Consider the following 20,363-nt stretch of genomic DNA (forward strand, 5'->3'; position numbering starts at 1 on the left):
GAATCGATCAGGTGTTAGCGTGCCGCCATGGCAATACCTGCCGGCGATGACGGCCAACGACCGGGCGCTTTTTCCTGGAATGCACCCGTTGTCGGCAGCGCCGTCAGACCACTCATGCACACCGGCCGCTACCTCGCCCAATCGTGGCGAGATTACCTCGATAAGGAGCCGGGTGGGCTTCCGATCGCACGACCCACTATCGCGCTGGCGGCGCAGGCGTTTCGCGACGAGGTCGTCCTGATAGGCCTGAAAGCGCGCCGCCCGGTCAGCCGGCCTGAGGTGTTCGAGCGAATCAGCCAGGAAGTGGCCGCGGCGTTGGAGTTTTACGGGAGCAGGGGCTGGCTGGACAAGCCAAGAGGTTTCTTCATTGATCCCCCGCCGCTTTCCGACATCACGGTTCTAAAGGTCAAGGGACGCAAACGCTCCTTCCATCGCATCTTCTTCGACAGCGGGTACGCGCCGGAGCCAGGCGAACCGGGCGGGGAACGCTGGCTGGGATACAGCGCCAACAGGCGTGAGTACGCACTGTTGCTGCGCCACCCGGAACCGCGGCCCTGGCTGGTGTGTGTGCACGGCACCGAGATGGGCCGCGCTCCAGTGGATCTCGCTCTGTTCCGCGCCTGGAAACTGCATGAAGAACTGGGTCTGAACGTCGTCATGCCCGTCCTTCCGATGCACGGCCCCCGGGCGCGCGGCCTGCCGAAGGGCGCGATATTTCCGGGCGAGGATGTGCTCGACGACGTGCATGCCACGGCTCAGGCGGTGTGGGACATTCGCCGGCTCTTGTCCTGGATACGGTTGCACGAGCCGGAGTCGCAGATCGGGTTGAACGGCCTTTCGCTCGGCGGCTACATCGCGGCGTTGGTCGCCAGCCTCGAAACCGGGCTAACGTGCGCGATTCTCGGTGTCCCGGTCGTCGATCTGGTCGCGCTGCTGGGTCGGCACTCCGGACTCGGCCGCGATGACCCCCGCCGTGACACGATGGAATTGGCCCAACCCATCGGGCGCATGACATCGCCCTTGTCGCTGTCCCCGCTGGTGCCCATGCAGGGCCGCTTCATCTACGCGGGTGTCGCTGATCAGGTCGTGCATCCGCGCGAGCAGGTGGTCCGCCTCTGGGATCACTGGGGCAAACCCGAAATCGTCTGGTACCCAGGCGGTCACACCGGGTTCTTCCGCTCGCGGCCGGTGCAGCGGTTCGTCGAGGCGGCGCTGCAGCAGTCCGGGCTCCTGGACAGCGTATCGACCGAGCGCACCGCTTAGCCGAGGACGAAATGCATCCGCTGGATCCACTCGACGCGGCGATGATGGCCGCGGAGTTGGTGTCCAACCCGATGCATGTCGGCGCGGTGCTGATCCTGTCGCCGCCCAAGGATGCCGGCCCGGACTATGTCGGCGAACTGCATCGTGAGGCGCTCGCCGGCAAGGATCCCATCGATCCGAGACTCCGTAGATATCCGCATCACGGTGTGGACACCGGCGGTCTGTGGGTCTGGCGTGACGACGACAAAATTGATCTGAGCCGCCATTGCCAGCGCCGCACGGTGTCGTCCGGCACCGGCGAATTCTGGCGGCTGATCGGCGAGTTGGACGCAGAGCGCCTCGACCGGTCCGCGCCGATGTGGATGTCGTATCTGATCGACGGGCTCGAAGACGGCCGATTTGCCCTCTATATCAAGGTGCATCACACCGTCATCGACGGTGTGGCCGGTCTCCGGATGATCACCGACGCGCTGAGCAGCGATCCAAAGCGGCGGTCGATGCCACCCTTTTATGCCGACCGCCGTCATGAATCCGCGCCGCCGCCGGCATCGACCGCGCTGATGTCTCGGCTGGTCGCACCGCTACGGTCGCTGGTTGGCACGGCGGTGTCGAGCGCCGGCCTGATCGAGCGGGTCATCACGGGTGAGGCATCGACCGTGTTCGACAGCCTGATCGGGCACACGACCGTGCTGCCCTTCGGAGCGCCCTTCACGCGGTTCAACGGTCATCTCGGGCCCGAGCGTGCGGTCTCGGGGGCCAGTTGGGCGAAGGATCGCATCCAAGCCGTGCAACAGGCCACGGGTGTGTCCGGCAATGACGTGGTCACCGCCATGGTGGCCGGCGCTGTGCGCCGCTGGTTGGGTGATCGCGGCGAACTGCCCAAGCAGTCACTGGTGGCCGCCTGCCCGATCACGGTGCGCGATCGCGAGCATGATGGGGCAAACGACCTGCACGGCAACATGTTCGGCCTGTGGCTGTGCCCGTTGGGAACGCACCTGGATGACCCGCTTGCGCGACTGGATTTGATCCACCGGTCGATGTCGGAAGGAAAGCAGTGGGTAGCCAAACGGGGATCGGCGGCATCGCTGCTAACGACCGCCGGGAGCATCGCCGCGACCGTGGTCTTTCCGCTGCTGCCGTTCACGCCGAAAATCCGTACCGGATACAACCTGCCGATTTCGCATGTTCCCGGCCCTCGCGCCGAAATGTATTGGAACGGCGCGCGTGTCGAGGAGATTTACCCGGTGTCGACCGTCTATGACGGTCAGGCACTCAATGTGACGACGTGCTCGTATGCCGACCGGATCGGATTCGGCTATGCTGCGGGCGCCGAGCTGGTGCCCGACATCGACACGCTGATACCGCTCACCGAGGAGTGTCTGACCGAACTCGAAGCCGCTGTGGGGGCCTTTGGGTGACCGACGGCGGTGCCGGCAATTGCCGAACGAGGTCCAATGGCCCTACAGAACCGCATGCCACTGGCCATAGGTTTCAGCGGTGGACGCCGGTGATCCCAGCTCACGGGAATCCCGGCGAACACATTCGGACGACAATCGCCGGGAATACAGACGGGGAAAGCCTGTGGCGTTTTTCAAGTTGGTCGCAGTCGACTTCGACGGCACCCTTACATCGGGCGGCAAACTGGCCTCAGAAGCCTTGGAGGCGATCGACCAAGCGCGCCGCAACGGCCTGGCAATCGTGCTCGTCACCGGCCGCGTCGGAGCCGAAATGCTTGCCGAGTTCCCACAGATAGCCAACCATTTCGATGCGTTGGTACTGAAAAACGGCGCGGTGATCGTGATCGACGGACAGACTCACGCGCTAGCGCCTCCGGTGGATCGTGACGTTGATGATGCGCCCGCCAATCGGGGGGTTCCGTACCGGCGCGGCGAGGTGTTGGTGGCTGTTGACGGTGAGCATGCCGCGGCCGTCGTCGAGGTGATCGCTGAGCTCGGAATGGACTACCAGATCATACGAAACCGGGCTGCGCTGATGGTGCTGCCGGCAGGTGTCACCAAGGGCACGGGGCTGGAAGCCCTATTGGCAAAGATGAATCTCTCCCCACACAACACGGTGGCGGTGGGCGACGCTGAGAACGACTTGTCGTTGCTCGGTGTCGCCGAGATCGGTGCCGCTGTGGCCGATGCAGTCTCGTCTGTTCGGCGATTTGCCGATGTTGACCTGGACGAACCGGATGGGGCCGGTGTCGCCGCGTTGCTCACGCTTCCGTATCTCTCCGGGGCAGAACGCTGGTGCCCGCCGCGCCGCTGGGTCGACATCGGAGCATTTGATGACGGAACCCCGACCCGGTTGCCGGGAAGTCAGGGCCGCATCCTGGTTACCGGACCCGCCGCGTCTGGAAAAAGCTACCTCGTGGGCCTGATGGCAAAGCGATGGATCCTGGCCGGCTACTGCGTTCTTGTCATCGACCCCGAAGGCGACCACGTGCAACTGCAGCAGGTCGACCAGGTGGAGGTCGTTGAGGGCAGCCACCACCTTCCCGAACCGGCCGAGCTCGTCAACACGCTGCGCCCACACTCCAGCGTGGTGGTGGATTTGTCGGGGCTGGCTGGGCCGAGCAAGACCGACTATGTGCATCGACTGCGGTCGACCGCCGAGGCGCACCGCGAACAGCATGGATTCCCACACTGGGTGGTCTACGACGAGGCCCATCTTCTCGGCATCGACGAGCAAGCACACTGGGCTCGCCGCGGCGGTTACGTGTTGTGCTCGTTCGCCCCGTCGTTACTGCCCGCCCACGAGATCGACAGCAGTGACGTCGTGCTGACGCTCACGAATGCCGACACCGCGACAGACATTTCTTCCCGACGGCGGGCCACCGTACGTTTCGGCTCAGCGCCACCGCGTGGGTTCACCATCGCAGAGCGCCGTACCACGCACGTACGGCACCGCCACAAATACGCCGATATCCATCTCCCCCCGGAGCGGCGGTTCTACTTCCACACCACTGACGGCGAAACCATCGCTGCGGCCGCAACGATGCATGACTTCACCAATGCGGTAAGACATCTCGACCATCAAGCACTCGAATACCATCTCGAACGAGGCGACTTTTCGCACTGGCTGGACGGCACCATCGCCGACAAGGACCTCGCGACGCGGGTGGCAGCCTGGGAGGACGCGCTAGAAGCCCGTCGCGCCGCCGATTTGGAACGCATACGCGACCAACTCGTGCAAGCGGTAGAGAAACGTTATCTGCCTTCGCAAGAAAATCACTGAACCAACAGACGAGTTCGGCATTGACGTCGGCCTACGATTCGGGACCTGCCGAAACACGTTCTGCCGCTTGCTCCTTGCTGCCGCCATCCGCCGGGCCGGTCCGCGCAGCCGTCGTGCCGCCGTCACCCGCCGAGCTCCCGGCAGCAGCCGATGCCGGGGGAGCGGCCGGTTCTGTGGCCGGTTGCGGGGGAGCCTCGATGCGATGGATACCCTTGCGGTCGTAGAACCAACTGACCACGGCGCCGAACACCAGGCCGATGGCGAGCCCGATCACGCCCACCATCAGCGCTCGCGACAGCCCGGCATCGGCACGACCGTCGAAGTACAGCAACGCCCTAGACCCCAGGAAAGCCTGGCGCATGGGCTCGAATCCAGCGAGCCAGCCGAAGAACCTCGGCGTGGCCTCCAGCGGAATGGTGGCGCCCGTCGACGGCAGGCCGAAGAAGAGGAAGACGAACAGGCTGATCAGCGTCCCCAAGGATCCGAGGGCCGCAATCAGCGACGTCGACGTGATACCTACGGCGGTGACGACGAAGGCGCCGAACAGCCACACCGACCACGGGTGCGGCACCGGCATGCCCAGCGCGGAGGCTATCCACAGGTACACCGCCGATGACGAAAAACCGAGCAGTAGCACCAACGCCCACTCGACCAGGAGCGTTTGCAGCCGGGAGACCCTGACCTTGCTGGCCAGTCGGTACCACGGTCCGAATTCCGCCGGCACATAGCCCAACAGCGCGTCGGTCGTCATGCTCACCACGATCGCGGCGCTGACCCCGCCGATCAGCAGCATCAACGAGAAATAGAAGGCCGACAGCCCGGCGCCGGTGCCGCTGGGCAGGGGGTTGTCGGCGACGGTCTGGACGTCGATCGGGCTGGTCAGCGCCAGGGACGCACCTCCCGGCGGGGTTGCTCCACCGTCCAGTTGTTGTAGTAGCGGCGTGAGCTTAGCGCTGGCCTTGGCGTTAACGGTCGCCATCGCCCTGTCCATCGCCTTCTCGGCAATGGCGGCGCCCATCGCGCTGGCTCGCGGGTTGGTCAGGATCGTGATGACCGGCTTGGCCGGTTGCCCGGGCTGCAGCGTGGCCTGCGGCAACGCCAGCAGTCGCTGCGTCAGGTCCTCCGGCAGCAGGAGTTGTGCGTAGACCTTCCCGGTGTCGAGTTGGTGACGTGCCTCATCGGCCGACAGCACCCGGAGATCGAACTGGTTCTTGTCCATGTTCGTCACCAGTCCGTCGGTGATGGTTTTGCCCGTCTGCCCGGTGTCCAGGTTCACGATCGCGATCGGGAAATGGCGCAGGTTGGTGGTCGGGTTGAGGATGCCGCCGAAATAGAGCATGGCGAACCCGGACAGCAGGGCCAGCGCGATGACGATCGGCGTCAACCAGAACCGCAGCTTGAGCAATACGCTGCGGCCGGCCGAGCCGGGTGTCTGGTGTTGAGGCATCGCGGGACTCCTTTCAAACTTCAACCGGCGACGGCTGTGCGCCTGCGGCACGGTGTTTGAAGCAGGCGCCTTCATCCCCAGTTGCGTTATGGTGCTTCGTGTTTGCCGTGGTTACCTGGTGAATCATGCGCCGGTCGGCGTCTTCGGCCTCAAGAAAGCTGGCTTCCAACGTTGTCAGCTGTTCCATCGCCGGTCACCTCCGATCCACAGTGATCGGCATCACTATCCGGGGCGCGACGCGAGGGTCGATAGTGCCGTTAGTCCCGAGGCGGTGGTGCCAGTGTTTCCAGGCTTGGGGCCCCGGTTGGTGGTAGGTGGTGCTAGTTGCGGGGAACGATGCCCACGTTGGCCATGATGCGGTCCAGGACGAGCATGGAGAGATCGCCGTCATCGGCCACGCGGGCAAGGCCGCGGCGCCGCAGGAAGGTGTCGAGGCGTCGGTCCGGCGACCAGCCGGCATAGATGGGACCGAGGTAATGCGAGCGCAGGAATTCCCGCGCAAGGGCGTCAACATCAGAATCGGTCAACAACGGTGGGTTACCACCCATATCCGTCATGCTCCTTTGTTCAGCCGGAACCGCCGCACCAAGTTACGTCAGACGAGGTCATTATTTAGTCACGCCCCGATTGCGGATAGGGTCCAAAGTCACCGATGGTGCGGGGGCTGCGGGTAGCGAGGCGGGCAGGCGGCACGCGCCCCGGGGCATGTTTACGTGGCCACGAGGACCCACGAGGACCAACGACCCTGGCGGACACGCGCACCGTCCACGAAGACTGGCGCCATGGCCAACGTGACGAGACGGATCACCGAGACGGCGGCGCTGCTCGCGGTGCTCTATGGCGCGCGACGGTACTACCGCAACTGGGGTGCAACCAAGGCCGAGTGCGAGATGCGACTGCCCGGCGACACGCTGGTGGGCGACCCGGCCGTTCAGACGACCGAGGCGGTGTACATCGACGCGCCTGTGGCTGCGGTCTGGCCGTGGCTGTTGCAGATGGGTCAGGACCGGGGTGGTTTCTACGGCTGCGAGCGGCTGAAGAACATGCTCGGCCTGCGCCATCAGGACGCTGATCGAGTCCATCCGGAATGGCAACAACTTGCGGTTACCGACGTCGTGCACCTGGCCCCCGAAGGCTGGATGGGGCTGCCCGACGGGGTGGCCTTGAGCGTTTCGGAGATCGTGCCCGGGAAGCATCTGGTGCTCAGTGTCGCGCGAGAAGAACTGCACTGGAATGCGGTCTGGTCGTTCCATGTCCTGCCGCACTGGGAGGACCGCGTTCGGCTGCTCACCCGGGTCAGGATCTCCCTGCGCCACCCGGGCGAAGTGTTTGCCATGGAACTGGTCAGGCCGGCGATTGCTCTGAGCACACGGGGCATGTTGCTTGGCATCAAGCACCGCGTCGAGCGACTAACCTCGACCAACTCGCAGCCGGCAGTCGAATTTGGTTAATAGCCTTCGTTCTTGACTGTTTGCTGTTCGCCCGCGACCGGGGCTTCTATCGCCCACGACCTGATCGCCGAGATAGCGCGGGGCGGGGGCGTGCGTGATTACCCGCACCTGCCCGCCGAGGTTCGGGCCGCGTTCCCCGTCAACCGGGGGTCCATTGGGCGGCCTGGGGAAGGACCAACGACTCTAGTACCGGCCACGGCGTCGCAATACCTTCGGCAACAGTTGATCTTGGAGGTTTACGGTGCGCGATGCGATCCCACTGGGGCGAATCGCCGGGTTTCCGGTAAGTGTCCACTGGAGCGTGCTCGTCATCCTGTGGTTGTTCACGTGGAGCCTGGCCAGCACGCTGCCCGGCGCCGTCAAAGGGTATTCGCCGCTGAGCTATTGGGTGGCGGGAGCGTGTGGCGCGCTGGTGCTGCTGGCGTCGCTGTTGGCCCATGAGCTCGCCCATGCTGTGGTCGCTCGCCGCGCCGGGGTGCCGGTGGGAAGCGTCACGCTATGGCTGTTCGGCGGTGTAACCACTCTGGGCGGCGAGGCGAAGACACCCAAAGCGGCCTTCCGGATCGCGATCGCGGGCCCGGCCACCAGCCTTGCGCTGGCGGCGGCATTCGGCGGGCTGGTCGTAGCGCTGCACACCGTGCGGGCCGCTCCCATCGTGGTCGGCGTTGCTAACTGGCTGGCCCTGATCAACCTGGTGCTGGGCTTGTTCAACCTGTTGCCCGGCGCCCCGCTGGACGGTGGCCGGGTTCTGCGAGCCATCCTGTGGCGCCGCCACGGCGACATCGCCCGCGCCGGCATCGGCGCGGCGCATGCCGGACGGGTGGTCGCTTTCATTCTGATCGCATTGGGATTGGCCGAGTTTGTGGCGGGCGCGCTCGTCGGTGGTGTCTGGTTGGCGTTCATCGGCTGGTTCATCTTCGCTGCCAGTCGCGAGGAAGAGAACCGGATCTCGACCCAACAGATGTTTGCCGGGGTGCGCGTCTCCGACGCGATGACTGCGCGGCCGCACACCGCTCCCGGATGGATCACCGTCGATGACTTCATCCAGCGCTACGTGCTGGGCGACCGTCATTCGGCGTACCCGGTTGCCGCCCAGGATGGTTCGATCGTGGGACTGGTAACGCTGACACAACTGCGCGATGTTGCGCCCGGCCGGCGTACCACTACCAGCGTGGGTGACATCGCGCTACCAATGCACGCGGTGCCGACCGCGGCACCGCAGGAGCCGCTGACCGCCCTGCTTGAGCGGATGGCATCAGCCGGTCCCCGCAGCCGCGCCCTCGTCGTCGACGGCGGCGACGTGGTCGGCATCGTGACACCGAGCGATCTCACCCGGCTGATGGATGTCTACCGGCTCGCCCAACCGGGACAGCCCATGACGGCGCATCCCTGAAAAGTCGAGAGGCATTGCAACGCAGGATGATCCGGTAGCGGATCGACGCCGACCGGGAGTTCGGGAAAGGTCCGGAGAGGAGTGCGGACGGTGAAACCGATCATCACGGGTATCGATGGTTCGCGCGCAGCGATCGCGGCCGCACTCTGGGGCGTTGATGAGGCCGTCAGCCGCGGTGTGCCGTTGCGCCTCATCGCGGTCATGAAGCTGACACATCCTTGCCCGAACGACTACGCCCGCGACCTTGCACATGCCGAGAATTCGCTTCGCGAGGCGAAATCTGCGATCGAGGCCAGTGGAAAACCTGTCCACATCGAAACCGAGATCCCGCGTGGTTCGGCCGGATCAATTCTGATCGAGGCATCCCCCGACGCCGAGATGATCTGCATCGGCTCCGTCGGGATCGGGCGCTACGCCCGTTCGATGCTGGGTTCGACGGCAACCGAGCTCGCCGAACAGGCGCATTGCACTGTGGCGGTTCTACGTACCGAACTCGACCACCCACCGCCCGACATCAACTGGATCGTGGTCCGCATGACCGACGCACCCGACAACGATGCCGTCGTCAAATACGCTGCGTGGGAAGCGAAGTTACGCAGGGCGCCCATGCTCGTCCTCGGTGGCCCACCAGAGGACCTTACCGACCACTCGGACGGCAGGTTCGAACGTCGGATACAGGATTGGCGGCATCGCCACCCCCAGGTGCGCGTCTACCCGATCACCACCAGGGACGGCATCGCCGGCTTCCTCAGCGCCAACAACGAACGAGTTCAGCTCGCGGTCGTCAGCGGCTCCGAGGCCGGTCAGCTGGCGCGGCTCGTTGGGCCCCATGGGCATCCGCTCTTCCGCCATCCCGAATGCTCGGTGCTTGTCGTCCGCTAGCGAGCGGCCCTAGAGAGATTTGGGCATCGATTGCACCGCTCGCGCGCTGCGACGGGTCGCCGATCTCAGCAACCATGCGTGTCTGGCGTGCGCGGAGTCATTCAACCGGCGTACGTCACCGATTTGCATGCACCAGGCTTCCGCCCGGACGACGCGACGGCCGCGCTGGACCGCGGTAGCGGGAGATAGTGACTTTCTCGCGCCGGGTGGATCTAGTCGACCGACTCGCGTGCCACGATCACCGGCACCCGCGCCATTTGGGCAACGGTTTCGCTCACCGATCCCACCAGCATTTCGGCGAATCCGCCGCGGCCCCGGCTGCCGACCACGATCAGCTGGGCCTCTTGCGACCTCTTGGCGAGTTCGCGCGCCGGCTGAACCTGCACGACGGTGCGGCTCACCTGCACGTCGGGATACTGCTCTTGCCAACCGGCCAGGCGCTCGGACAAGACCTCCTCGGCCATCGATTGTGTTGCCGGCCAATCGATTCCGGGCCACTCCGATACATCGAGATCGCTCCATGCGTGCAGGGCGATCAGCCCGACGCGCCGGCGCGAGGCCTCATCGAACGCGATCCCGGTCGCCAGCTCGGACGCCGGTGAGCCGTCGATGCCGACCAACACCGGCGTCTGGGCCGGGTACGGCGTCGACGCGTCCTCGTCGTGGACGATCGCGACGGGGCAATGCGCGTGACGAAGCAGCGCCGAGCTAACCGAACCGAGAAGTCGGCCGGGCCACCGCCCACTGCCTTGCGACCCGGTAACCACCATCTCCGCGTTTTTGGACATGTCGATCAACGTGGGAACGGCTGCCGACGTTAGGATTTCGGTTTGCACGCCGGCCGGACCGCCATGCTGGCAAGCCTCTTCGACCACCTTGAGCGCCCCGTCGACCAATCGGCGCCCGTGATCCTGCTGCCAACGCAGCACGCCGGCGGGCATCGGCGTCTTCAGCCACGTCGAAACCTCCGGTGAAACCGCATGCACGAGCGTCAGCGGGATGTTTCGCAGCTCGGCGTCGCGTGCCGCCCACTGCACCGCCACCCTGGCGGCCGGCGAGTCGTCGATGCCGGCGACGATTCCCAAATGTGAGTTGCGCGATGACATGGTCTGTCCTCGATTCGTTTGGCTTATTCGTTCGGGTCGCACCGAAGTCGGCTTGGCCGCTCGTGCACGACCGTATCGGAGGTGGCCGTGTTTCAGTCAGGGGCGTTTGTCACCAAGCGGACGAGCGAAATGCCCCCGGTTTAGCCGTTGGCCGGCCCGGTCGTCAGACCGCTTGCCGCGCAGGGTTTTCAGGAGGTATTTCAGAAGGCATTCCAGAAGGCAAAGCCCCCTTAGTTTACACAAATAAAATTGTGTAAACTCGCGCGGATGGCGTACGTGATCTGCAACTGAAGGAGCGTGAGCGACATTAGGTCAGTCGGAAAAGGCACCGGCCGCCGCCGTGAGGTGCTGCGGCTATTGCGGTCGTCGCCCGCCGCGATGAGCATCGTCGCGATCGCCGACGAGCTCGGGGTGCATCCCAACACGGTGCGCTTCCACCTCGACAGCCTGGTCGCCGACAGCCAGGTGGAGCGGGTCGAACTCGGCCGCAGGGGGCCGGGACGCCCGCCGTTGATGTTCCAGGCGGTCCGCCAGATGGATCGCGGCGGAACACGACACTATCGGCTCCTCGCCGAGATTTTGATCGAGGCCCTTGCCGCCGAACGGGATCCGCGCGCCAAGGCGATGGCCGCGGGGCGGGCGTGGGGCCAAAAGCTGGGTGCCAGCCTGCAATCGGCGCCGTCAGGCGCCACGGACGCCGAAGAGGACACCGAAAAGGCCACCGAAAAGGCCACCGAAAAGGCCACCGACCGCCTGGTCGGGGTGCTCGACGAGATTGGGTTCGCCCCCGAACGCCGGACTTGTGGCGGTGAGCAACAGATCGGCCTGCGACACTGCCCGTTCCTCGAACTCGCCGAAACCCGCGCGTCCGTCGTGTGCCCACTTCATCTCGGGCTGATGCAAGGCGCCCTGGAGAGCTGGGCGGCGCCGGTCTCTGTCGAGCGGCTCGAGGCGTTCGCCGAACCGGATCTGTGTCTGGCCCACGTCACGCCGGCCCGGGCCGCGTGAGCACCGGATCGGCGATCGTCGTCGCTGTTACCTTCGTTTGGCTCGGCATGGTGCTGGCCATCTCGTTTTTGGAAGCGCCGCTGAAGTTCCGCGCACCCAATGTCACGTTGCAGATCGGGCTCGGCATCGGCCGCCTGGTCTTTCGTGCGCTCAACACGGTGGAGGTCGGTTTCGCCCTCATCATCGCGGCCGTCGTGACGGCCGGCCCGATACCGGCGCGGGTCGCCGTGGCACTCTCCGTTGCTGTTGCTACCCTGGCAATTCAGTTGATCGCGGTGCGCCCCCGCCTGACCCGCCGCTCCGACCAGGTGCTCGCCGGATTGGATGCACCCCGCTCCCGGGCTCACTACTTCTATGTCGGCGTTGAAATGGTCAAGGTGGTGGCCTTGCTCGCAGCGGGAATACTGCTATTGAGCATCTGACAACGGGCTTTCAAGGTCGAAAGGGTCGATTATGGAATCCATCTCGTTGACCAGCCTCGCCTCCGAAAAGCTGGCCGAGGCCCAGCGGTCGAACAGCGGACGCGCCGCGCACACCATCCACGGTGGTCACACCCGCGAACTTCGCCAGACAGTGCTGGCTTTGCTCTCCGGCCACGACCTTTCCGAACACGACAGCCCCGGCGAGTCGACGCTGCAGGTGCTTCAGGGTCACGTGCGCCTGACAGCCGGTGCAGACGCCTGGGACGGAAAGACCGGCGATTACGTCGCGATCCCAGCCGAACGGCACGCCCTGCACGCGGTCGAGGATTCGGTGATCATGCTGACCGTGCTGAAGAGCCTTCCCTCGGTTCTCTAGCCGGATGCTATCCACGCCCTGGTCAAGCAGTTTCGGGCTGCGGGCACCGATCGTCAACGCGCCGATGGGTGGGGTCGCCGGTGGTCGGCTGGCGGCCGCGGTCACCGCTGCCGGCGGTCTGGGCATGGTCGGGATGGGCAGTGACGGGACCAGGGAGTCGCTGCAAACCCAGTTGCGGCACGTGCGCGGGAGGTTCGGCATCGGCCTGGTGGACTGGGTGATGCGCACCGAGGCGGGCCTGCTGGAGGATACGCTGGCTGCGCGGCCCGCCCTGTTGTCGGTCAGTTTTGGTACCGACCGGTCGTGGGTCGACAAAGCGCACGACGCCGGAATCGCGACCGCCACCCAGGTATACGACGGTCTCGGGGCGCGTCAGGCGGTCGACGCCGGCGTCGACATCTTGGTCGCGCGCGGCTCCGAGGGTGGTGGGCATGGTGAGGTCAAGCTCGGGACGTTGCCAGTGCTCGACACCGTTTTGGATGCCTTGGACGGCGCTGCGGTGCCGGTGCTTGCCGGCGGCGGTATCGCCTCGCCCCGAAGCCTGGCCGCTGTCCTGGCCGCCGGTGCGAGCGGGGCGTGGGTGGGTACCCGCTTGGCGGCGTGCCCGGAGGCGCTGACCGGCGACACCAGTCGCCGGGCGCTGATCGCCGCCCAAGCCACCGACACCGCCGTGACCCGGGTGTTCGATGTCGCCAAGGGCCTGCCCTGGCCGGCTCGGTTCCCTTCGCGGGTGCTGGCCAACGACTTCGTCGCCCGCTGGGCCGGTAGAGAGGACGCGCTTGATCCATCGGCCTGCGACGAACTGGCCGCGGCGATCGCCGCCGACGACCGCCGCATCGCGCCCATCGACGCCGGGCAGGGTGTCGGGATGATCCGTGACTACGCGTCCGTGGCTGAGGTCATCGACCAGATGTGTGCGGGTGCGGAAAGGCTGCTGGCCGGCTGGGGCCCTTAGGCCTCGCGGTCACACCGCGCGCAGGTACCGCCGCGCGATGACGCGCTGGGCCAGCTTCACCAGCGGCCCACCGGCCTTGCTCCACCAGGCCGCGGGCCGGGAGAACGCCGACACCTCCGCGAAGACCGCGGAGCTGGCCGGGTCGCGGCGTACGACGAAGCGTTCCTCGCCCGACTCCGGGTGGCCCGGCAGCGTGCCGTAGGCGAATCCGCGCATGTCGGGTTCGTCGATGACGTACACCACCCGGCACGGCGCGGGCAGAAAGCCCATCCGCACCAACACCACGGCGTCGACGACGGCGACCTCCGAGCTGGCCTGCACCCGCAGGCCGGATCCGCGCTGCATGCCCCAGTGCATGACCGCGTGGGCGGCCTGCTCGAAACGTTGCTGGCCCGTGCCGATTTGGCGCTCCGCGTGTTGATGGTCGTATCCCGCGGGCAGCTCGCCGGCCGCCGTCGCGCCCACCTCCCGGTAGGTCAGCGGAAGCTCCTCGAGCGCTGCTAGGTCCACCCGCTCAGCTTGCCACGCCGGGATGCGCGGCCGCGTTTGCGGCGTACGGTCGTAGAAGTGACCGCTAAAACTGTTGCCCAAGCATCCGGAACGCTCACCCTCGGCGGCGACCTGACCGTCAACCGGCTCGGTTTCGGCGCGATGCGCCTGACCGGCAAGGGCGTGTGGGGCCCGCCCGCCGATCGCGACGAATGCGTCCGGGTGTTGCGGCGCGCCGTCGAACTGGGCGTGAACTTCATCGACACCGCCGACTCATACGGCCCGTACATATCCGAGGACATCATTCACGAGGCGCTGCACCCCTACGACGGATTGGTGATCGCGACCAAGGCGGGGCTGCTGCGCACCGGCCCGGACATCTGGATCCCGCTGGGTAATCCGAGTTACCTGCGCCAGGAGTGCGAGATGAGCCTGCGCCGCCTCGGTGTCGACACCATCGACCTGTTTCAGCTGCACCGCATCGACCGCAACTTCCCGTTGGCCGACCAGGTAGGCGAACTGCTGACATTGAAGAACGAGGGCAAGATCCGCCACATCGGTCTGTCCGAGATTGACGTCGACCAGCTCACCGCGGCCCAGCAGGTCACGGAGATCGTGTCGGTGCAGAACATGTACAACCTGGCCTCCCGCGGCGCCGAACCGCTGCTGGAAGCCGCGACCAGCCGGGGCATCGGGTTCATTCCGTGGTTCCCGCTGGCCGCCGGGCCGCTGGCCGCCCCGGATGGCCCGCTGCAGCGCATCGCCGCCGAGCATGAGGCGACGCCGTCACAACTGGCGCTGGCCTGGTTGCTGAAACGCTCGCCGGTGATGCTGCCGATCCCGGGCACGTCCAGCGTCGCGCACCTCGAGGAGAACGTCGCCGCCGCCGAGCTCACCCTGACCGACGACGAGTTTCAAACCCTGGCGGCGGCCGGTGCGCAACGAACGGTCTGACCATGCGGCCTTCTCGCCGCCCGCGCGGATGACTTTCGTCCCCATTCCTCCCGAGGTTCCGCCGGCGCTCAACAGAAACGCCTGAGCGTTCGGAGGGCCCCATTCGGCTGCAGGCCGAAACCAAAACCGGGGCGTGGTTTGCCTGAGCTCAGGTAGCCGACACGCCGAGAGGTTTCGGTGAAACGTCGGAATGTTGTGCTGGTATCGCGATAAGCCTGGTCTTTCGACCGAGAGCCGAGGTGTCCTGAAGCCGTAGGGAGGCCAGCCATGTCGTTTGTGATTGCGGTGCCGGAGTTTTTGACCGTGGCGGCGGGGGACTTAGAAGGTATTGGCTCCGCGCTCGGCGAGGCCAATGCGGCGGCCGCGGGCCGGACGACGGGCGTGCTGGCGGCGGGAGCCGACGAGGTGTCGGCGGCCGTCACGGCTCTGTTTGCCCAGCATGCCCAGGCCTATAGGCGGTCGGTGCGCAGGCGGCGGCGTTTCATGCGCAGTTCGTGCAGGCCTTGACCGCCGGTGCGGGGTCGTATGCCAGCACAGAGGCGGCCAGCGCGTCGCCCTTGCAGGCCCTCGAGCAGGATGTCTTAGCCGTGGTGAATGCGCCCACCGAGGCGGTGTTGGGTCGCCCGCTGATCGGCAACGGCGCCAATGGGGGCCCGGGGCAGACGGGCGGGGCTGGTGGGTTGTTGATCGGCAATGGTGGCGCGGGCGGGAATGGCTTGCCCGGTCAGGTGGGCGGGAACGGCGGCAACGCGGGGTTGATCGGCAGCGGCGGGGCCGGTGGAATCGGTGGGGCCGGCGCAGCGGGCGGGATCGGCGGCAACGGCGGGCGGCTGGTCGGCGATGGCGGCGCCGGCGGGCAGGGCGGGACCGCGCTGGCGGGCATCAACGGCGGCAGCCCAGGGTCCGGGCGGCAACGGCGGCAACGCCCACCTATTCGGCAACGGGGGCCCCGGCGGGCAGGGCGGCACGGGCCTCGCGGGAGCCCAGGGCGTCAACCCCACCATCAGCAGCGGCGCAGCTGGCCCCGGGATTAACGGCGTCAGTTCCTCCACGAATAATGCCAATGCTTCCGGCAGCAACGCCGGCGACGGCGCCGATGGTGGACCTGCCGGCACGGGCGGCACTGGCGGGCTCGGCGGGGGCGCCTTCACCAACTCGGGTGAGGCGGTGGCGGGCGCAGGCGGCAATGGGGCTATTGGCGCAGCGCCCGGCGGTGCGGGTGGCGCCGGCGGCGCGGGCGGTCAAGCTCAGTCGGTCAACGGTGATGCCTTCGGCACCACCGGGAGTCTCGGCGGCGGGGGTTCCGGCGGCTCTGGCGGCATCGGCGCGACCGGCGGCAACGGCGGCACTGGCGGTGCCGGCGGCATTGGCGGTGCCGGCGGAACCGGTGCCAACGGTGGCCCGGGTGGCATCGGTGGCCAGGGTGGGGCAGCCATCAGCACGGCCGGCGGCATCGCCGATGGCGGCGACGCCGGCACCGCCGGGAACGGCGGTACGGGCGGTACGGGCGGCGCGGGCGGCGCGGGCGGCGCAGGTGGTGACGGCGGTGCCGCCGGGCTAATCGGTGACGGCGGTAACGGCGGCATCGCCGGTGCCGGTGGTTTGGGCGGCAGTGGTGGCCTCGGCGGTACGGGCGGCGCAGGGACCGCGGGCGGCGCCGCCACCGCGTCGGCCTCGTTTATCGCAACCGGCGGTCTTGGTGGTGTCGGCGGCGATGGCGGCACCGGCGGCAACGGAGGCAACGGCGGCGGTAGCGGCATCGGCGGTACGCACGGGGCCGGTGGGATGCTGTTCGGCCAGGCGGGCACCAACGGCACCGCCGGTCAGGGCGGCGCGGGCGGCGGCGGCGGCAACGGCGGCGGGTTGGGCACCGGCGGCACCGGCGGCACCGCGACAGGCGGTCCCGGGTCAACCCACGGCGGCAACGGTGGTAGCGGCAGCACGGGCGGCACCGGTACGGCCGGCCAGCAAGGTTGATCCGTCTGGCCGCCGGAGGCACCCGCACCGAGGTCTGATGCCTCGATCACCGATACGGTGTTCTGGTGGCCGGCGACCATCAGCAGCACCCTGGCGGTGGATTCAATCCACCCCAACCGACCACCAAGGGCGGCCCCGACTACGGCAGGTTCGTCGACGCCGTGCGCAAATTGCAGGATCACGCCCGTGCAGTCGATGCGCTCGACGAGGTGATCACCGAGGCCGCGGACCTGCTGGAGAAAGTCTCGCTGTTGCTGAGCCCGTTCGACGCCGACGAGTGGGAGTCGCCGTCGGGGCGCCGGATGGATCTGCCCATGCGCGGCAACATCCTGACGATCCCCATGTCGGCCCGCAAGGGTGACGATGGCCGCATCCATGGCTGGGCGCGCTTCGCCCGCTTTCACTTGGGACGCAACGGCGCCGTGCACGGCGGGGCACTGGGGATGCTGTTCGACACCGTGCTCGGCTTGACGTCCTCGGTGCTCACCGGCGGCCCCTACCAGCGCACCGCCTACCTCAAGATCGATTACCGCCACATCGTGCCGATCGAGAAGGAATTGCAGTTCGAGGCGGGGGTCGACAAGGTGGACGGTCGCAAGATCTTCGTGTCGGGCCGGCTGAGCGACGGCGACACCCTGCTGACCGAGGCCGACGCCCTGTTCGTGCGGCTCAAGCCTGGCCAGCCCTGAGGCGGGCTCGCACCGATAGCATTGGCATCGATCAATCAGGATCGATCGCCTGACCCGACCCTTGGAGAACCAACCCGATGAGCGCCGCCGCACAGCCCGCCCCAGCAGCCCAGATCCGGGTTCCTGCCGGGACCACCGCGGCCGCGGCGGTCGGTGAGGCGGGGCTGCCGCGGCGGGGCACGCCCGACGCGATCGTGGTGGTGCGCGACGCCGACGGCAAGCTGCGCGACCTGAGCTGGGTGCCCGACGCCGACGCCGAGGTGATCCCGGTGGCGGCCAACACCGACGAGGGCCGCAGCGTCATCCGGCACTCGACCGCACACGTGTTGGCCCAGGCCGTTCAAGACCTGTTCCCGCAAGCCAAATTGGGCATCGGGCCTCCCATCACCGACGGCTTCTACTACGACTTCGACGTGGCCGAGCCGTTCACGCCCGAGGACTTGGCGGCGCTGGAGAAGCGGATGCGCCAGATCGTCAAGGACGGGCAGCTGTTCGACCGGCGTGTCTACGAGTCCAAAGACCAGGCGCGCCAAGAGCTGGCCGACGAGCCCTACAAGCTGGAACTCGTCGACGACAAGTCCGGCGACCCCGACGTCATGGAGGTCGGGGGCGACGAGCTCACCGCGTATGACAACCTCAATCCCCGTACCCGCGAACGGGTCTGGGGCGACCTGTGCCGGGGACCGCACATCCCCACCACCAAGCACATCCCGGCGTTCAAGCTGACCAGGAGCTCGGCAGCCTACTGGCGGGGCGACCAGAAAAACGCCAGCCTGCAACGCATCTACGGCACCGCGTGGGAGTCGCAGGAGGCGCTCGACCGCCACGTCGAGCTGATCGAAGAAGCCCAGCGTCGCGACCACCGCAAGCTGGGCATCGAGCTGGACCTGTTCAGCTTCCCCGACGAAATCGGTTCGGGCCTGCCGGTTTTCCACCCCAAGGGCGGCATCGTGCGCAGGGAGCTGGAGGAGTACTCAAGGCGCAAGCACATCGAGGCCGGATACGAGTTCGTCAACACCCCGCACATCACCAAGGCGCAGCTGTTCCACACGTCGGGCCACCTGGACTGGTACGCCGACGGCATGTTTCCGCCGATGCACCTCGACGCCGAGTACGACGACGACGGAACCTTGCGCAAGCCGGGCCAGGACTACTACCTCAAGCCGATGAACTGCCCGATGCACACGCTGATCTTCGCCTCGCGCGGGCGCTCGTATCGCGAGCTTCCGTTGCGGCTCTTCGAATTCGGCACCGTGTACCGCTACGAAAAGTCCGGCGTGGTGCACGGGCTGACCCGGGCACGCGGGTTCACCATGGACGATTCGCACATCTTCTGCACCCGCGAACAGCTGCACGACGAACTCGCGTCGCTGCTGCGGTTCGTGCTCGAACTGCTCGGCGACTACGGGCTGGAGGATTTTTACCTGGAGCTGTCCACCAAGGACCCGGAGAAGTTCGTCGGCTCCGAAGAGGTGTGGGAAGAGGCCACCGCGGCACTGGCCGATGTCGCCCGGGAGTCGGGCCTTGAGCTGGTTCCCGATCCCGGCGGTGCGGCCTTTTACGGCCCGAAGATCTCCGTGCAGGCCCGCGACGCGCTGGGCCGCACCTGGCAGATGTCCACGATCCAGGTGGACTTCAACTTCCCGGAGCGTTTCGAGCTGGAGTACACCGCCCCCGATGGATCCCGCAAGCGCCCGGTGCTGATTCACCGAGCGCTGTTCGGGTCGATCGAGCGATTCTTCGGCATCCTCACCGAGCACTACGCGGGGGCGTTCCCGGCGTGGCTGGCGCCCGTTCAGGTGGTCGGCATCCCGGTCGCCGACGAGCACGTCGACTACCTGGAAAGTGTTGCCGCGCAATTGAAGTCGCGTGGAGTTCGCGTCGAGGTGGACGCCAGCGATGATCGGATGGCCAAGAAGATCGTCCACCACACCAGCCAGAAGGTGCCGTTTATGTTGCTGGCCGGCGACCGCGACGTGCAGGCCGAGGCGGTGAGCTTCCGCTTCGGTGACCGCACGCAGATCAACGGTGTGGCCCGCGACAGTGCGGTAGACGCCATTGCGAAGTGGATAGCCGATCACGAAAATGCTTCTCCCACAGCCGAACTGGTGAAAGTGGTCGGCGGTGAGTGACCTGTGAGCGAAGAAGAACGCGCACGCGACACCGACGACACAATCCTCGACAGAGGTGTCGGCCAGCGCGACCAGCTGCAGCGGTTGTGGACGCCGTACCGGATGAACTACCTGGCCGAAGCGCCGATGAAGCAGGACAACGGCAAGCCCGAGCAGCCGTTCACCGACATTCCGCAACTGTCTGACGAAGAGGGCCTGGTGGTCGCTCGTGGCGAACTCGTCTACGTCGTGCTCAACCTCTACCCCTACAACCCCGGGCACCTCATGGTGGTGCCCTACCGGCGGGTCTCTGAGCTCGAGGACCTGACTGATGCGGAGAGCGCGGAGTTGATGGCCTTCACCCAGAAGGCGATTCGCGTCATAAAGAACGTGTCGCGGCCGCACGGCTTCAACGTCGGCCTGAACTTGGGAACCTCGGCGGGGGGATCGCTGGCCGAGCACTTGCACGTGCACGTCGTGCCGCGCTGGGGTGGCGACGCGAACTTCATCACCATCATCGGCGGGTCCAAGGTGATCCCGCAGTTGCTGCGCGAGACTCGCCAGCTGCTGGCCACCGAGTGGGCGAAACAGCCGTGAGCG

Annotated in this window: 19 protein-coding genes and 2 pseudogenes; 16 read left to right on the forward strand and 5 right to left on the reverse strand. The window is 66.7% G+C overall.

What is annotated here, in order from left to right; genetic code table 11:
• The first annotated feature begins 27 nt into the window (after nt 1-27).
• The 3 genes from ACLP4W_RS04665 (at nt 28) to ACLP4W_RS04675 (ending at nt 4,503) form a co-directional block, all read left to right on the forward strand.
• Entirely contained in the window at nt 28-1,263 is a 1,236-nt protein-coding gene (locus ACLP4W_RS04665) for an alpha/beta hydrolase family protein (RefSeq protein ID WP_442384587.1), read from the forward strand.
• Nucleotides 1,264-1,274: 11 nt separating this feature from the next.
• The gene (locus tag ACLP4W_RS04670) at nt 1,275-2,681 is read left to right on the forward strand and encodes a wax ester/triacylglycerol synthase family O-acyltransferase (RefSeq protein ID WP_442384589.1); all 1,407 of its coding nucleotides are present in this window, start codon (nt 1,275-1,277) and stop codon (nt 2,679-2,681) included.
• Between the two features lie 163 nt (nt 2,682-2,844).
• Nucleotides 2,845-4,503, forward strand: a complete 1,659-nt coding sequence (locus ACLP4W_RS04675; protein ID WP_442384591.1) for an HAD-IIB family hydrolase — start codon at nt 2,845-2,847, stop codon at nt 4,501-4,503.
• 31 nt (nt 4,504-4,534) lie between these two features.
• Here the strand turns inward: ACLP4W_RS04675 and ACLP4W_RS04680 are convergent, their stop codons facing one another.
• From ACLP4W_RS04680 to ACLP4W_RS04690, 3 genes are all read right to left on the reverse strand, one after another.
• Entirely contained in the window at nt 4,535-5,950 is a 1,416-nt protein-coding gene (locus ACLP4W_RS04680) for a YhgE/Pip domain-containing protein (RefSeq protein ID WP_442384593.1), read from the reverse strand.
• Nucleotides 5,951-5,963: 13 nt separating this feature from the next.
• Nucleotides 5,964-6,137: a hypothetical protein gene (locus ACLP4W_RS04685; protein ID WP_442384595.1), complete on the reverse strand. Its 174-nt coding sequence runs from the start codon at nt 6,135-6,137 to the stop codon at nt 5,964-5,966.
• Between the two features lie 133 nt (nt 6,138-6,270).
• Nucleotides 6,271-6,477, reverse strand: coding sequence for a hypothetical protein (locus ACLP4W_RS04690; protein WP_442384597.1), 207 nt, complete (start codon nt 6,475-6,477; stop codon nt 6,271-6,273).
• 255 nt (nt 6,478-6,732) lie between these two features.
• Here ACLP4W_RS04690 and ACLP4W_RS04695 point away from each other — a divergent pair, with 255 nt between their 5' ends.
• The 4 genes and pseudogenes from ACLP4W_RS04695 (at nt 6,733) to ACLP4W_RS04710 (ending at nt 9,676) form a co-directional block, all read left to right on the forward strand.
• A complete protein-coding gene (locus ACLP4W_RS04695; RefSeq protein WP_442384599.1) occupies nt 6,733-7,401 on the forward strand; it encodes an SRPBCC family protein in 669 nt (222 codons plus the stop codon).
• 29 nt (nt 7,402-7,430) lie between these two features.
• A pseudogene (locus tag ACLP4W_RS04700) lies at nt 7,431-7,539 on the forward strand (hypothetical protein); the annotation flags it as partial.
• Between the two features lie 103 nt (nt 7,540-7,642).
• On the forward strand, nt 7,643-8,794 hold the full coding sequence (locus ACLP4W_RS04705; protein ID WP_442384601.1) for a site-2 protease family protein: 1,152 nt from the start codon (nt 7,643-7,645) through the stop codon (nt 8,792-8,794).
• Between the two features lie 90 nt (nt 8,795-8,884).
• Entirely contained in the window at nt 8,885-9,676 is a 792-nt protein-coding gene (locus tag ACLP4W_RS04710) for a universal stress protein (RefSeq protein WP_442384603.1), read from the forward strand.
• 212 nt (nt 9,677-9,888) lie between these two features.
• Here ACLP4W_RS04710 and ACLP4W_RS04715 read toward each other — a convergent pair whose 3' ends face one another.
• Complete coding sequence (locus ACLP4W_RS04715) at nt 9,889-10,782, reverse strand: universal stress protein (protein WP_442384605.1); 894 nt, start codon at nt 10,780-10,782, stop codon at nt 9,889-9,891.
• A 297-nt stretch (nt 10,783-11,079) separates the two neighbouring features.
• On the opposite strand from ACLP4W_RS04715, the gene ACLP4W_RS04720 reads away from it, so the two are divergent.
• Genes ACLP4W_RS04720 through ACLP4W_RS04735 form a run of 4 tightly spaced genes read left to right on the forward strand, consistent with a single transcriptional unit; the run spans nt 11,080 to nt 13,543 of the window.
• The gene (locus ACLP4W_RS04720; protein WP_442384606.1) at nt 11,080-11,790 is read left to right on the forward strand and encodes a helix-turn-helix transcriptional regulator; all 711 of its coding nucleotides are present in this window, start codon (nt 11,080-11,082) and stop codon (nt 11,788-11,790) included.
• The gene (locus tag ACLP4W_RS04725; RefSeq protein ID WP_442384609.1) at nt 11,787-12,212 is read left to right on the forward strand and encodes a hypothetical protein; all 426 of its coding nucleotides are present in this window, start codon (nt 11,787-11,789) and stop codon (nt 12,210-12,212) included. Before ACLP4W_RS04720 ends, ACLP4W_RS04725 begins: the two co-directional genes overlap by 4 nt.
• A 31-nt stretch (nt 12,213-12,243) precedes the next feature.
• Nucleotides 12,244-12,588 (forward strand): cupin domain-containing protein, encoded by a 345-nt coding sequence (locus tag ACLP4W_RS04730; RefSeq protein ID WP_442384611.1) that lies wholly within the window; start codon nt 12,244-12,246, stop codon nt 12,586-12,588.
• 4 nt (nt 12,589-12,592) lie between these two features.
• Entirely contained in the window at nt 12,593-13,543 is a 951-nt protein-coding gene (locus ACLP4W_RS04735; RefSeq protein WP_442384613.1) for an NAD(P)H-dependent flavin oxidoreductase, read from the forward strand.
• Between the two features lie 9 nt (nt 13,544-13,552).
• Here the strand turns inward: ACLP4W_RS04735 and ACLP4W_RS04740 are convergent, their stop codons facing one another.
• Nucleotides 13,553-14,053 carry a DUF1990 family protein gene (locus ACLP4W_RS04740; RefSeq protein ID WP_442384615.1) on the reverse strand — a complete coding sequence of 167 codons (501 nt, stop codon included), beginning with the start codon at nt 14,051-14,053 and terminating at the stop codon, nt 13,553-13,555.
• 57 nt (nt 14,054-14,110) lie between these two features.
• Here ACLP4W_RS04740 and ACLP4W_RS04745 point away from each other — a divergent pair, with 57 nt between their 5' ends.
• The 5 genes and pseudogenes from ACLP4W_RS04745 to ACLP4W_RS04765 all read left to right on the forward strand — a co-directional run bounded on the left by ACLP4W_RS04745 (nt 14,111) and on the right by ACLP4W_RS04765 (nt 20,360).
• Nucleotides 14,111-14,986, forward strand: coding sequence for an aldo/keto reductase (locus ACLP4W_RS04745; RefSeq protein ID WP_442384617.1), 876 nt, complete (start codon nt 14,111-14,113; stop codon nt 14,984-14,986).
• A 267-nt stretch (nt 14,987-15,253) separates the two neighbouring features.
• Nucleotides 15,254-16,963 (forward strand): annotated as a pseudogene (locus tag ACLP4W_RS04750) (PE family protein).
• A gap of 62 nt (nt 16,964-17,025) precedes the next feature.
• Complete coding sequence (locus ACLP4W_RS04755; protein ID WP_442384642.1) at nt 17,026-17,652, forward strand: PaaI family thioesterase; 627 nt, start codon at nt 17,026-17,028, stop codon at nt 17,650-17,652.
• 77 nt (nt 17,653-17,729) lie between these two features.
• Nucleotides 17,730-19,784 carry a threonine--tRNA ligase gene (thrS, locus tag ACLP4W_RS04760; RefSeq protein WP_442384619.1) on the forward strand — a complete coding sequence of 685 codons (2,055 nt, stop codon included), beginning with the start codon at nt 17,730-17,732 and terminating at the stop codon, nt 19,782-19,784.
• A gap of 3 nt (nt 19,785-19,787) precedes the next feature.
• A complete protein-coding gene (locus ACLP4W_RS04765; protein WP_442384621.1) occupies nt 19,788-20,360 on the forward strand; it encodes an HIT family protein in 573 nt (190 codons plus the stop codon).
• The last annotated feature ends 3 nt before the right edge of the window (nt 20,361-20,363 follow it).

It is taken from the genome of Mycobacterium sp. (genome assembly GCF_052145595.1).
Taxonomy (GTDB): Bacteria; Actinomycetota; Actinomycetes; order Mycobacteriales; family Mycobacteriaceae; genus Mycobacterium.